Raw genomic sequence first — 13550 nt, forward strand, 5'->3', positions numbered from 1 at the left:
CGCCCATCCACAAATCGCGCCTCCAGTCACCCTTGCGGCAAAATGACGCATGGCTGATTACTACATGGGGTTGATGTCGGGCACCTCGCTCGATGGTGCGGACGGCGTTCTGGTGGATTTCGAGCCGGCGGTGCCACGTGTCATGGCCTCTACGTCCGTCCCCTTCCCGGCCACCTTCCGGGCCGAACTGCTGGCCCTCAACACCGCCGGCCACAACGAACTGCACCGCGCGGCGCTGGCTGCCAACCAGCTGGCCGTGCTGTACGCACAGGTGGTCCATGCCCTGCTGGCGCAGGCGGGCCACCAGGGCATCACGGCGGACCAGGTGCACGCCATAGGCGCTCACGGACAGACCGTGCGCCACCGGCCGCAGGAGTTCGGGGACGACACGCTCAGCGGCGGATCAGAGGCAGGCTACACACTGCAACTGAACAACCCGGCCCTGCTGGCTGAACTCACCGGGCTGGACGTGGTCGCCGATTTCCGCACCGCCGACCTCGCGGCCGGCGGCCAGGGCGCGCCGCTGGTGCCTGCGTTTCACCACGCTGTTTTTGCGCAGCCCGAACGGGACGTTGCGGTTCTCAACATCGGCGGCATCAGCAACCTGACGCTGCTGCCGGCGCACGGCGGCCCGGTGAAAGGTTTCGACTGCGGCCCCGGCAACGCCCTGATGGACTTCTGGTGCCTGCAGCACACCGGCCAGCCGTACGACGCGTTGGGCGACTGGGCCGCGTCAGGAACCGTGCTTCCCGGCCTGCTGGCGCGCCTGCTGGCGGCGCCCTACTTTTCCAGGGTGCCGCCAAAAAGCACAGGGCGCGACCTGTTCAACCCCGAATGGCTGGCCGGGCAACTCAGCGGCCTGGAGGCCAGCGCAGCGCAGGATGTGCAGGCCACCCTCACCGCCCTGACGGCGCAGGCCTGCGCGCGCGACCTGATGCGCCACGCCCCCCGCACCTCCGAACTGCTGGTCTGCGGCGGCGGCGCCTTCAATGACGAACTGATGCGGCAACTGGCCCTGGCTCTGCCCGGGGTGAGCGTCCAGCCCACCACCACGCATGGCCTGCCGCCGCTGCAGGTGGAAGCCGCTGCTTTTGCATGGTTGGCCCGGGCCTGGCACCACCGGCAGCCAGGTAGTTTGCCAGCCGTCACGGGCGCCCGCGGCCCGCGCGTGCTGGGCGCCCGGTATTTGGCCCCCACGGTGTCGACTGCTGACATTGAGAGGCGGGCATGAAAAAAGGACCCGTAGGTCCTTTGTTTTGAGGCCGGGAAAGCTCAGGCCGAGAAGCTGGAGCCACAGCCGCAAGTGCTGGTGGCGTTGGGGTTCTTGATCACGAACTGGGCGCCTTCAAGGTCGTCCTTGTAATCAATTTCAGCGCCCACCAAGTACTGGTAACTCATGGCATCGATCAGCAGGGACACACCATTCTTGGTCATGGTGGTGTCGTCTTCATTGGTGATTTCGTCGAAGGTGAAACCGTACTGGAAGCCGGAGCAGCCACCGCCCTGCACAAACACGCGCAGTTTCAGGTCCGGATTGCCCTCTTCGGCAATCAGGTCCGCCACCTTGGCCGCTGCGCTGTCGGTAAAGACAAAGGGGGCGGGCATTTCGGTCTGGATGTTTTCAGCTACTGCACTCATGGGGAACTCCGTTTTTCAGAACTTATGTTTTTAATAGTACAGCAATTCAATCAACCATAAGGCCCGCGCTGGCTTAGAGTCGGCCGTAGCCACTGACCGGGGCTTCTTCCCGGGCTTTCTCAACGTTATTGGCGGCCAGCTTCAGCAGGGGTTTGTCGCTGACTTCGTGGTTGGTGGGCCGCAACTGTCCAAAAATGACGGCGCCCTGGTGCATTTCAAGTGCCTTGTAAGCCACATCGCCCTGGATCTTGGCCTTGGGCTGCAGCTCGAGGAGTTCCGCCGCATGCACCGGTCCCATGACGCGACCATTGATGATGACGTGGTCGGCATGGATGGCCCCGGTGACACAGGCGGACTCGCTGATCACCAGAATGCTGGGGCTGCCCTCGTTGGCACGGATGTCACCGATCACTTCGCCGTCGATGCGCAAGCCGTCGGTGAACTTCAGGTTGCCTTCTATGCAACTGCCCTGGGCAATCAGGCTTTTGATCGGGGGCTGCGATTTTTTACCAAACATGGACAAATCCTGTGAGATTCTGGATGTTGAAGCGGGGGTTCAGAGCTTGATGGTCTGGACGGAGCGGACGGCCGTTCCTTCGAGGACCTTGGCGGTCACCGTTTGTACCACGGCCAGGGGGGGCAGGTCGAGCACCCCTTCGATGCGGCGGTACTGCTTGAACTGCAGGAGCTGGGCGCCGCCCGGCAAGCCTGTTGTCCATGGCTTGCCGGCCAGGGTACCGCTGAAAGTGAGTTCCAGCTTGCCGTTGAACACCGGTGCGTCCTTGACCGGCTGGATCACCAGCACTTGCCACTTGACCTGCGTGTCGGTCAGGGCTTCGGCCTGCAGGCCGCGAATGGCGGCGTTTTCCACGCCGCCGGCAGGCAGGAGTTTTTCAAAAAAACCGAGATCGTCGCGCAGCAGCCGGTTGTCCGCTTCGAGCTGGCGGATCTGGGCCACCATCTTTTCCTGCGCGGCCTTCTCGGCAGTCAGCAGGCTGCCCGAAATGTTGGCGATCGACTGCGATTTGTCGCGCTCCGCGCGCAGTGCGGCGACCTCCTCCCGCAGCCTGGTCAGCTCCAGCTTGGCATCCTTGTCCAGCCCCGCGATGCTGACGCCGAGTTCGAAGGTCCACAGCGCGATGGCCGCAGAAAACCCCAGCATCATCGCGCCCAGCGCCCAGCGCAGCGGCCAGGGCAAGGACGTGCGAATGGCCATGCGCGGGGAGCTGATGGTCAGGCGGCGGCGAAACAGGCGGAATTTCAAAAGCGACCTTGGGTTGTCTTCCAGGAAGTGAATTGTGCACTCAGATGCAGCCTGCGCTGAGTGCTACCCGGCAGGCAGCGGCAAGGATTTGTATCGGCAGGCCCGGCACTGGCTGCGAACACCCATGAAAAAAGCCGCCAGGCGCAAACCAGGCGGCTTTTCGGAGACAGCAACAGCGGATTAACGCTTGCTGAACTGCTTGCGACGGCGTGCCGAACGGAAGCCGACTTTCTTACGCTCGACTTCACGGGCATCACGCGTGACAAACCCGGCCTGGCTCAGCGCCGGCTTGAGGGTGGTGTCATAGTCGATCAGCGCGCGGGTAATGCCGTGGCGGATCGCACCGGCCTGGCCGGACTCGCCGCCGCCGTGCACGTTGACCATGATGTCGAAGGTTTCGACATGGTTGGTCAGGTACAGGGGCTGCTTGCAGATCATGATCGAGGTTTCGCGACCGAAGAAAGTCTGGATGTCACGGTCGTTGACCGTGATCTTGCCAGTGCCTTTTTTGATGAACACACGGGCGACGCTTGATTTGCGACGGCCGGTGCCATTGTTCCATTCACCAATCATCTCAAGGCTCCTTAAATTTCCAGCACTTTAGGCTGTTGGGCGGTATGCGGATGCTCTGCACCACCGTACACCTTGAGTTTTTTGATCATGGCGTAACCAAGCGGGCCCTTGGGCAGCATGCCCTTGACGGCTTTTTCCAGGGCGCGGCCCGGGAACTTGGTTTGCATGTCGCGGAAATTCGTAGCCGAGATACCGCCGGGGTAACCCGAATGGCGATAGTAGATCTTGTCGGTCGACTTGGCGCCGGTGACACGAAGCTGGGCTGCGTTGATGATGACGATGAAGTCACCGGTATCGACGTGAGGCGTATAAATGGCCTTGTGTTTGCCGCGCAAACGGAGAGCAACTTCGCTGGCTACTCGTCCGAGGACCTTGTCGGTCGCGTCAATCACATGTTTCTCTGATGGAAACCTCTTAGGTGGGGTTCAAGCTTCGCCGCGGGGCCAGCCGATCGCTGCGAAGCCTTCCATTATACAAAATCCGGGGCTGCGTGGGCAGCTTCGCGGGTCCGCGCGGCCGGAACGCCCTGTTCTGGCCGTTCGGCGGCCAATTCCGGGGCCTTTTTGAGCTAAAACCCGTCGGCCCGCCGGCTGTTCTGCAGTCGGGCGTTGTTTTCAACACACAGGGGGAGCTTGGCCATCTCCGGCTTCTGGCACTGCCGAAAAATACACATGGGTCGGGTCACGAAGTTGCTGTCGGCACACAAGGCGAGCGGATCGGGGGGCTTCACACGCTGTGGCAGCTCCACCCGCTCCGGTGTCACGGCAACCAACGGCGGCGGCACGGGCGCCGGGCTCGTGGCATCGGCCGGCGTCGCTGTCTTTTTCGGCGTGGCGCGCTTGACGACAGGGCTTGGCCGCAGCTCTGGCGACATAGGTGCCCGGGCGGCCGCTGCGACCTGCTGCACGGGTGCGACCGACACCGGCACGGGTTCGGCCAATGTGGCGGCCGGCGGGCTGACCACCCGCTGCACGATCTCAGCAGCGGCCGGGGCAGCCTGCGCGAGCCGGGTTTCGGGCGCGCGCGCCCCCCGTCCCAGCATCAGTCCCAGCAACAGGGCAACGATGGCCACGGCCACCACGCCAGCACCCACACGCCACGAAAGGCCAGACCGGGCGGGCGCGGCCACGGCGGCGGCCGGCGCTGGTGCCGAAACAGCCGGCCGCTGGGCGGCAAGCTCCCGCCGCCGGGGCGCAGCCGCCAGGGGTTGTGTCGGGTCATTGCGGGGTGCCGGTGCAGGAGGTTGCGGCGAAGGTGGTTCCGCCCTGGCCGCCAGCCGTGAGACGGACAGGCCCGGCGGTGCCCAGATCGGGCCCAGTTCGGCACGCCAGTCGAAACGGGACATGCCATTGGGCGTTTCGAGCGCCATGAGTTGCACCAGGGCCCCCACGCTTTGCGGCCTGTCCCTGGCGTCGATCGCCAGCGCCTGGCTGATCGCCTGCACAAACGGCTGCGAATAACCGAGGCCAAACTGCTCCTGCACCGTGCGCGCCACACGGGCAAAAGGCGGCAGGCGGTCGCGCACGGCCCGGAAAGTGGCCGGCAGCGGTGGCTTGTTGCAAAGCAGGCCATGCACCACGGCGGCCAGCGCATACAGGTCGGTCCACGGCCCCTGGCGCATGTCGGGCGCGCCGGCGTGTTGCTCCAGCGGCGCGTAGCTCAGCTTGAAGGCGTCGGTCAGGTCCTGCGTCTTGCCGCCCATGGCATGGCGCGCCGCGCCCAGGTCCAGCAGCACTGGCGGGCCGATGTCCTGCAGGAAGATGTTGTCGGGCGAGACGTCGCGGTGCACCGCGCGGCCCTGGTGCAGGGTCTTGAGTGCGCCCAGCACCGCCCACAGCACCTTGCGCAGCCAGGCCTCGGTAGGCGGGCTGCGCATCTGGCTGCGCGCCGCCTGCAGCGTGATGCCGCGGTAGAGGGGCATCACCATGTAAGCCGTCTGGTGCGCTTCCCAGTAACGGAAAACCTTGACCAGCGACGGATGGTCGAACTGCGCCAGCAGCCGCGCCTCGGCGACAAAAGACTGCAGCCCGACCTGAAAGGCCGCCTGGTCGGCCGGGTCGCGAACTACCACCGCACCATCCGCGCCGCGGCAGGCCAGCGTGGCCGGCATGAACTCCTTGATGGCCACCGGCCGCTGCAGCGAGTGGTCGAACGCCTGGTAGACCATGCCAAAACCACCGACGCCCAGCAGACCCAGCACTTCAAACTCGGCCAGGCGCGTGCCCACCGGCAAGGCATCCACATGCGTCATCAGGGAAACGGGGGTCGGGCTGGGCGAGGCTGTCATGAAGGGACTGTGGCAACAGGAGAGCTGTAGATGGCAACGTGGGGCTGTCATTAGGCATGGGCGCCCTGCCGCCGTCAAGGCGCCCGGGCGGCCAGAATGCTGCGTCCGTCGGTATTGTGTTGCAGATTGCAAGCAGCCGGCCCAGCCGCCCGGCGCGGTCAAAAAAAGAGCCTGTCTGGCGGCGCCCGTTAACATAGCGACATGTTCAGTTATCGCCACGCCTTCCATGCCGGCAACCATGCCGATGTGCTCAAGCACACCACGCTGATTGCGTTGATGAAGTATTTGACCCAGAAAGACACGGCGCTGACCGTGATCGACACGCACGCCGGCGCCGGGCTGTACCGCCTCGACGGCGACTACACCGAAACCAGCGGCGAAGCGCAGGAGGGCATTTTTCGCCTGGTCTCTGCATCAAAAGCGCCCACAACCCTTTCTGCATCAGCGCCAGCAGCTACCAAAAAAGTAGCGACCTCCAAAACGCCAGGCGCAGCAAAAGCAGCGGCCGACGAACCCCTGGCCCCCGCGCTGCAGGACTATATCGACCTGCTGCGCGGCCTGAACCCGCAGTTCGCCGCAAGCGGTGATCCGGCGCACCTGAAGATTTACCCCGGCTCGCCGTTCATCGAGCAGCAATTCCTCAGCGGCCGCGACAAGCTCAAGCTGTTTGAACTGCACCCGACCGATTTCAAGTCGCTGACCGGCAACATCGCGCAACTGGGCGTGGGCCGCCAGGTCACGGTGGCGTGCGAGGACGGCTTTGAGGTGCTGAAGACCTTTTTGCCGCCGCCGGCGCGCCGTGCCATGGTGCTGTGCGATCCGAGCTACGAGATCAAGAGCGACTACGCCCGCGTCGCGGCCTGCATGGGCGATGCCGTCAAGCGTTTTGCCACCGGCACCTATGTGGTCTGGTACCCCATCATTCCGCGCCCCGAGGCCCATGACCTGCCGCGCAAGCTCAAGACGCTGGCGACCAAGGCGGGCCGCAGCTGGCTCAACGCCACGCTCACGGTCAAGTCCAGCAAGCTGACCACCGACGAGGCCGGCGACATCAAACGCCCGGGCCTGCCGGCCAGCGGCATGTTTGTGATCAACCCGCCGCACACGCTCAAGGCCGACCTGCAGGCGGCCCTGCCGCAGCTGGTGGCGCGCCTGGGACAGGACCGCAACGCCGGCTTCACGCTGGACCACGGCGGCTGACCGGAAACTGCCGCCGGCAAAGGGTCTGTCCATGCATGTGATCCTGGTTGTTGAGGACGACGACGCCATTCGCAGCAACATCGCCCGCCTGCTGACGCTGGAGGGGTTCGAGGCGGTCTCGGCCGCCGATGGCCGGTCCGGCCTCGCACACGCCAGGGCCCGCACGCCGGACCTGATCATTTCGGACGTCAACATGCCCGGCATGGATGGCTTTGAGCTGCTGGCTGCGGTACGGGCCGACCCGGCGCTGGCGACCACTCCGTTCATGCTGCTGACCGCGCTGGACGACCGCGGCAGCATGCGCCGCGGCATGACCGGCGGCGCCGACGACTACCTGTCCAAGCCTTTCACGCGCACCGAGCTGCTCGAAGCCGTCAACGCGCAGCTGCGCAAAAAAGGTCTCGTCGACACACGCATTGCGTCCAGCCTGGCGGCACTCGAGGCGCGCCTGCGCACGGCTTTCGGCAGCGACATTGGCGGCGGCCGGCCTGAAGCCTTTCCGGTGGACATGCCGGCGGACAGCGAAGACGGGCAGGCACTCGACGCCACGGTGCTGGTGTCGACGATTCGCCACTTCACCTCGCTGGCCGAAAAACTCGAGGCTGGTGAGGTTTCGGAATTGCTGACCGGCTACTTCGATCGCAGTTGCCAGCCGGTACTCAAGAATGGCGGGCGGCACCTCAAGTTCGTCGGCGACGGCCTGATGGCGGTGTTTGCCGACACGCTCAGCGGCTCGCCGCTGCCGGCGCAGCGCCGCGCCGTTTCCGCGGCGCTGGCGATGGCGCTGGCAGCCCACGAGTTCCGCGACTGGCTGGCACAGCGTTTCCCGGACCGCGGCCTGCCGCCGTTTGCCATCGGCATCGGGCTGCACAGCGGCGAGACAACGCTGTGCCGCATGGGCCCGCCGGGCAGCCAAGAGCTGATGCCGGTGGGCGATACCGTCAGCCTTGCCGCGCGCCTGGAGGCGGTCACGCGCGAGCGCGGCTGGACCGTGCTGGCCAGCCGCGCCGTGCTGGCCGGTGCCGGCCCCGGCATCCAGACCGGCGCGCAGGAGACACTGACCGTTCCCGGCAAGAACCTCACACTGGACGTGGTGGAAATCACCGGCCTGGTGACCGGGATGGACGACAAGATCCACGGCATGGCCAGCCTGACCGAGCGTGCCAACGAGATCAGCGCGGCGGTCAGGACCAACTCCGAGATCACCGCGCGGGCCGTCAAGGATGCCCTGCAGGCCAAGCTGGCCGCGCTGAAAGAGCAGCGCTTTGCGCCCGACACCGAGCCGGTGCGCCTCAAGGGCTATCGCGTCACCCGGAAAATCGGCGCCGGCGGCATGACCGAGGTTTACCTGGCCGAACGCGAAGCCGACGGCCTGCCCATCGTGCTCAAGGTGCTGGATTCGCGCGGCAAGGAAGCGTCGGAGCACCTGGTCCGGTTTATCCAGGAGTACGCGCTGCTGAGCCAGATCAAGCATCCGAATGTGATCCGCATCCACGATCAGGGCTTCAGCGACGAACACGCCTACATCGCGATGGAGTATTTCGAGCGCGGAGACCTGCGCGGCCTGTTCGGCCCCGGCATGACCCGCGAGCAGGCACTTGCGGTGGTGCAACAACTGGCGCTGGCCCTGGCGGCCATCCACAGCCACGGCATCGTGCACCGCGACATCAAGCCGGAAAACGTCATGCTGCGCAACGACGGCTCGGTGGCGCTGGCCGATTTCGGCATCGCCAAATCCACGCTGCAGGCCGAAAGCCTGGGCCTGACGCAGACCCGGCACGGTGATGTGGTCGGCACGCCCTATTACATGAGCCCCGAGCAGGTCAGCGGCAAAGCCGTGACGGCCCGCTCCGACCTGTACAGCCTGGGCGTCATGCTGTTCGAGATGCTGGCCGGACGGCGCCCTTTCATCGCGGAATCGCTGGAACTGCTGCTGGCCAGGCACCTGCATGCGGACACGCCGGTGCTGCCTGCGGCGCACGCCGCCCTGCAGCCCATCGTCAACAGACTGATGGCGAAAAACCCCGACAACCGTTATGCATCGGCCGACGCCCTGTTGGCGGACCTCGCCCGGGTGAGCTGAAAGCCCCCTGCAGCGGAGTCAACAATTAACCGACCGATCGGTCGGTTAATTCGCTATACTCCGGCTTACCACCGCCCTGCAGACCGGGTGACAGGAGACAAGACATGTACACACAATCACTCGACGTGCCCGACACGTCCGCCCCGGCCCTGGCTTCGATCCCGGCGCCCCCCGACGCGTTGCAGACACGCTTCGACGAAAAAATCGACGCCGATGAGAAGATCGAGCCGCAGGACTGGATGCCCGAGGCCTACCGCCGCACCTTGGTGCGCCAGATCAGCCAGCATGCGCACAGCGAGATCATCGGCATGCAGCCCGAAGGCAACTGGATTTCGCGTGCGCCCTCACTCAAACGCAAGGCCATCCTGCTGGCCAAGGTGCAGGACGAAGGCGGCCACGGCCTCTACCTGTATTCGGCCGCCGAAACCCTGGGCGTGGACCGCGACACGATGCTCGATGCATTGCACACCGGCAAGGCCAAGTACAGCTCCATCTTCAACTACCCGACGCTGCAGTGGGCCGATGTCGGCGTGATCGGCTGGCTGGTCGACGGCGCGGCCATCATGAACCAGGTGCCGATCTGCCGCTGCTCCTACGGACCCTATGCGCGCGCCATGGTCCGCATCTGCAAGGAAGAAAGTTTTCACCAGCGCCAGGGCTTTGAAAGCCTGATGGTGCAGATGCAGGGCACGCCCGAGCAGCGCGCCATGGTGCAGGACGCAGTGAACCGCTGGTGGTGGCCGGTGCTGGCCATGTTCGGTCCGCCCGATGCGGCCAGCGCCAACACCGCGCAAGGCATGCGCTGGGGCATCAAGCGCATTTCCAACGATGACCTGCGCCAGAAGTTTGTCGACGCCACGGTGCCGCAGGCCGCGGTGCTGGGCGTGACCTTGCCCGACCCCGACCTGAAGTGGAACGAGGAGCGCCGGCAGCACGACTACGGCGCGATCGACTGGGACGAGTTCTGGGAGGTCGTCAACGGCAACGGCCCCTGCAACAAGGAGCGCCTGGCCAACCGCGTGAAAGCCCACGAGGACGGCCAGTGGGTGCGCGATGCGGCGCAGGCCCATGCAGCCAAACAGAAAGCCCGCCAGATGAAGGAAGCAGCATGAGCAACACACACAACGACTGGCCTCTGTGGGAAGTGTTCGTACGCAGCAAACAAGGGCTGGAACACAAACACTGCGGCAGCCTGCACGCCGCCGATGCACAGCAGGCGCTGCAGATGGCGCGCGACGTTTACACACGGCGCCAGGAGGGCGTGAGCATCTGGGTGGTGCCGTCCAACACCATCACAGCCAGCGAACCCGACGACAAGGCCGCGTTTTTCGAGCCCATGGCCGACAAGATCTACCGGCACCCGACCTTTTACGAGATCCCTGACGAAGTGGGCCACATGTGAATACCGTTGAAGCCCCCGTCAGAACAGCCCCGCTGGGCTACCTGCTGCACCTGGCCGACAACGCGCTGGTGCTCGGCCAGCGCAACGCCGAGTGGTGCGGCAACGGCCCGGTGCTGGAGGAAGACATCGCGCTGGCCAACATGAGCCTGGACCTGATCGGGCAGGCGCGTTTGTTGTACCAGCATGCGGCCACGGTGGCCGGCAGTGGCGCTACTGAGGATTCACTCGCCTACTTCCGCGGCGCTGACGAGTTCCGGAACTACACGTTGCTCGAGCTGCCGCAATCCTCCGATGCTTCGGAGCGCGACTACGCGGTGACCATCGTCCGCAATTTTTTTTACAGCGCGCTGATGCTGCTGCTGTGGGAAGCCTTGCAGAAATCCAAGGACGCGCAGCTGGCCGCGATTGCGGGCAAGTCATTCAAGGAAGTGCGTTACCACTTTCGCCACTCGCGCGACTGGCTGGTACGCCTGGGCGACGGCACCACCGAATCGCACGCCCGCACGCAGGCCGCCTTGGAGCATTTAATGCCTTACACCCAGGAGTACTGGGCGCCATCAGCTATTGAAACAGTAGCAGATACGGAAGGCCGACCCATCGATGTTGCCGCACTGAAAAGCGAATGGGACGACCTCGTCAATGACGCCCTGCAGGAAGCCGGGCTGCGGCGCCCGGCGCCCGGCACCGGTCTGCCGCAGGGTAAAAACGGACAGCACAGCGACCACCTGGCGCCGCTGCTGGCCGAGATGCAAAGCCTGGCGCGCGCTCACCCGAACGCTCTATGGTGAGCGCTTCGCACCCACCACGAGCTCCGGAGAGCTGTTATGGAACACCTCCCGCAAGCGGGAAGGTGGTGGTGAACACCCTGCAGCAGGTCTGGGACGTGCTTGAAGCCGTGCCCGACCCGGAGATCCCGGTGGTGTCCATCCGCGAACTGGGCATCCTGCGCGACGTGCGCCATGTCGAGGGCGGCGTGGAAGTCATCATCACACCGACCTACAGCGGCTGTCCGGCCATGGGGCAGATCGAGGACGACATTCGCGCCGCGCTGGCGCAGCACCAGCTCAGCGCACGCATCACCACCCAGCTCGCACCCGCCTGGACCACCGACTGGATGACCGCAGCCGCCAAAACCAAACTGCGCAGCTACGGCATTGCGCCGCCGCACACCACCACGCCCGGCAGCGACAAGGTCATCCGCTTTGCGCCCCGGCACCAGGCGGCTGAGGCCGTGGCCTGCCCGCAATGCGGCTCGGTCAACACCACTGAGACCTCGCATTTCGGCGCCACCGCATGCAAGGCGCTGTACAAGTGCCTGGACTGCCTGGAACCCTTCGACTATTTCAAGCCTTATTGATTGAGCCGCCCATGTCTGTTCCGCACTTTCACCCGCTGGTCGTCACACGCGTCACCCCCGAAGCGGCCGGGGCCGTGGCCGTCAGCTTTGCGATTCCGCCCGAGCTGCGTAGCCTGTATGGCTTTACGCCGGGTCAGTTCCTCACGCTCAAGGCCACCATAGACGGCGAGCCGGTGCGCCGCAGCTACTCCATCTGCAGCAGCACCCAGCGCCTGGCCGCAGAACACGACATCGAGGTCGGCATCAAACCGGTCGAAGGCGGGGTCTTCTCCAACTGGGCCACGCAGCTGCAGCCCGGCGACACCCTGGACGTGATGCCGCCGGACGGCCGCTTCACGCCGCGCCTGAGCGGTGCGGTGCACCGCGTCGGTTGGGCCGCCGGCTCGGGCATCACGCCGCTGCTGTCCATCATCGCCAGCACGCTGGCCGGCGAGCCGCAGGCCACCTTCACGCTGGTGTACTGCAACCAGCGCACCGGCAGCATCCTGTTCAATGAAGCGCTGCAGGATCTCAAGGACCGTTATCCGTCCCGCCTGAGCCTGGTCCACCTGCTCTCGCGCCAGTCGCAGGATGTGCCGCTGTTCAACGGCCGGCTCGACGCGGCCAAGGTCAGCGAACTGCTGGCCACGCTGATTCCGCCGGCCAGCATCGACGAGACCTTTGTCTGCGGTCCGGAAGCCATGATCGAAGGCTGCCTGCAGGCCCTGCTGGCGGCCGGCGTGCCGAAGGAACGCATCCACGCCGAGCGTTTCACCAGCGCGGCGCAACCCGCCAACGCTATGAAATCAGGAGCTGCTGACGCAAAAGGGACGGGGGCTGAAGGCCAAAAAGGCTTGAAAAACGAAGGGGCCATTGGCGCCATCCGCCTGTCGGTGCAGCTCGACGGCAAGGCGCATGAGTTGCGCATGCACGCGCACGAACGTGTGCTGGACGTGGCCTTGGCCGCCGGCCTGGACCTGCCCTACAGCTGCAAGGGCGGCGTCTGCTGCACCTGCCGCGCCAAGGTGCTCGAGGGACAGGTCGCCATGGAAAAAAACTTCACGCTGGAAGACTGGGAAGTGCAAAAAGGTTTTGTGCTGAGCTGCCAGGCGCGGCCCCTGAGCGACAGCGTGTCCATCAGTTACGACGACAGATAAAGCCCCCACGGTTGCTTACTGCGTGTAGCGTCCGAGGCCTTGCAGGCCGCGGCTCGCGGGACGCTTCGCCTCTGTCGCCTGTCCAAACCTGCTCAAGCAGGTTTGGAGCCGCAGGCTCCAGCCCCTCGGCGGCGCTGCGCCTGCGGACTGGCAGAGCCAGATCCGCGGCCCCTGCTTGAAGGGGATGTTGCCCCATGCGCTTCATCCGCACGCCGGCGGATTGTGATCTCAGTGGGTTCTGGAATTCCAGACGTGGAGTTCGAAAAATGCGTCGGTCGCGGCAATTTTCATCTGGCTGAACACCGACCGGGTCGCCTCTTCCGCGGCCCTTTCCCAGCGGGCAATCGCCTGCAGTTCTTCCTCGGGAGCGCTCATGTCGGATGGATTTTCAGCGCGCAGGGAGCGGGCAGCCATCCATTCGCAATAAGCACCCCGCACCGCCGACCCGCCGCCGAAAATACGCTCCAGCCTTTCCAGGAACTTGGCTTCCGCCGCCTGCCGCTGCGCGTCCGACAAACCGGCGGCCGCAAGAAGTGATGCATGGTATTTGCTTTGCGTTCTCATGGGAGGAAGGTAGGAAGGTGGGTTAGCGGTGGAGAACCGCCGCCGA

General features: G+C 65.1%; 15 protein-coding genes. 8 read left to right on the forward strand and 7 right to left on the reverse strand.

Annotated features, from left to right (window positions below):
- Positions 1-49: 49 nt before the first annotated feature.
- The gene (locus tag B7X65_RS11140; RefSeq protein ID WP_293594364.1) at positions 50-1231 is read left to right on the forward strand and encodes an anhydro-N-acetylmuramic acid kinase; all 1182 of its coding nucleotides are present in this window, start codon (positions 50-52) and stop codon (positions 1229-1231) included.
- 41 nt (positions 1232-1272) lie between these two features.
- Here the strand turns inward: B7X65_RS11140 and erpA are convergent, their stop codons facing one another.
- The 6 genes from erpA to B7X65_RS11170 form a co-directional block, all read right to left on the reverse strand.
- Positions 1273-1638 carry an iron-sulfur cluster insertion protein ErpA gene (gene erpA / locus B7X65_RS11145; RefSeq protein WP_096698577.1) on the reverse strand — a complete coding sequence of 122 codons (366 nt, stop codon included), beginning with the start codon at positions 1636-1638 and terminating at the stop codon, positions 1273-1275.
- Between the two features lie 73 nt (positions 1639-1711).
- Positions 1712-2155: a polymer-forming cytoskeletal protein gene (locus tag B7X65_RS11150; RefSeq protein ID WP_293594365.1), complete on the reverse strand. Its 444-nt coding sequence runs from the start codon at positions 2153-2155 to the stop codon at positions 1712-1714.
- Between the two features lie 39 nt (positions 2156-2194).
- Entirely contained in the window at positions 2195-2902 is a 708-nt protein-coding gene (locus tag B7X65_RS11155; RefSeq protein WP_293594366.1) for a DUF6776 family protein, read from the reverse strand.
- Positions 2903-3082: 180 nt separating this feature from the next.
- Positions 3083-3475 (reverse strand): 30S ribosomal protein S9, encoded by a 393-nt coding sequence (gene rpsI, locus B7X65_RS11160; RefSeq protein ID WP_096667344.1) that lies wholly within the window; start codon positions 3473-3475, stop codon positions 3083-3085.
- An 11-nt stretch (positions 3476-3486) separates the two neighbouring features.
- Positions 3487-3867, reverse strand: coding sequence for a 50S ribosomal protein L13 (gene rplM / locus B7X65_RS11165; RefSeq protein ID WP_293594367.1), 381 nt, complete (start codon positions 3865-3867; stop codon positions 3487-3489).
- A 176-nt stretch (positions 3868-4043) separates the two neighbouring features.
- On the reverse strand, positions 4044-5762 hold the full coding sequence (locus tag B7X65_RS11170) for a serine/threonine-protein kinase (RefSeq protein WP_293594368.1): 1719 nt from the start codon (positions 5760-5762) through the stop codon (positions 4044-4046).
- Between the two features lie 201 nt (positions 5763-5963).
- Here B7X65_RS11170 and rlmJ point away from each other — a divergent pair, with 201 nt between their 5' ends.
- The 7 genes from rlmJ (at position 5964) to B7X65_RS11205 (ending at position 12940) form a co-directional block, all read left to right on the forward strand.
- Positions 5964-6962 (forward strand): 23S rRNA (adenine(2030)-N(6))-methyltransferase RlmJ, encoded by a 999-nt coding sequence (gene rlmJ / locus B7X65_RS11175; RefSeq protein WP_293594369.1) that lies wholly within the window; start codon positions 5964-5966, stop codon positions 6960-6962.
- Positions 6963-6993: 31 nt separating this feature from the next.
- The gene (locus B7X65_RS11180) at positions 6994-9045 is read left to right on the forward strand and encodes a protein kinase (protein WP_293594370.1); all 2052 of its coding nucleotides are present in this window, start codon (positions 6994-6996) and stop codon (positions 9043-9045) included.
- Positions 9046-9149: 104 nt separating this feature from the next.
- Positions 9150-10157 carry a 1,2-phenylacetyl-CoA epoxidase subunit PaaA gene (gene paaA / locus B7X65_RS11185; protein ID WP_293594371.1) on the forward strand — a complete coding sequence of 336 codons (1008 nt, stop codon included), beginning with the start codon at positions 9150-9152 and terminating at the stop codon, positions 10155-10157.
- Entirely contained in the window at positions 10154-10447 is a 294-nt protein-coding gene (gene paaB, locus B7X65_RS11190; protein WP_293594372.1) for a 1,2-phenylacetyl-CoA epoxidase subunit PaaB, read from the forward strand. Before paaA ends, paaB begins: the two co-directional genes overlap by 4 nt.
- A complete protein-coding gene (gene paaC, locus B7X65_RS11195) occupies positions 10444-11235 on the forward strand; it encodes a 1,2-phenylacetyl-CoA epoxidase subunit PaaC (RefSeq protein ID WP_293594373.1) in 792 nt (263 codons plus the stop codon). The genes paaB and paaC overlap by 4 nt, the downstream gene beginning before the upstream one ends.
- A 68-nt stretch (positions 11236-11303) precedes the next feature.
- The gene (gene paaD, locus B7X65_RS11200; protein ID WP_293594374.1) at positions 11304-11804 is read left to right on the forward strand and encodes a 1,2-phenylacetyl-CoA epoxidase subunit PaaD; all 501 of its coding nucleotides are present in this window, start codon (positions 11304-11306) and stop codon (positions 11802-11804) included.
- An 11-nt stretch (positions 11805-11815) separates the two neighbouring features.
- Positions 11816-12940, forward strand: coding sequence for a 2Fe-2S iron-sulfur cluster-binding protein (locus B7X65_RS11205; protein WP_293594375.1), 1125 nt, complete (start codon positions 11816-11818; stop codon positions 12938-12940).
- 228 nt (positions 12941-13168) lie between these two features.
- Here the strand turns inward: B7X65_RS11205 and B7X65_RS11210 are convergent, their stop codons facing one another.
- A complete protein-coding gene (locus B7X65_RS11210; protein ID WP_293594376.1) occupies positions 13169-13504 on the reverse strand; it encodes a hypothetical protein in 336 nt (111 codons plus the stop codon).
- Positions 13505-13550 lie beyond the last annotated feature (46 nt).

The organism is Polaromonas sp. 39-63-25 (assembly GCF_002278925.1).
GTDB lineage: Bacteria > Pseudomonadota > Gammaproteobacteria > Burkholderiales > Burkholderiaceae_C > Polaromonas.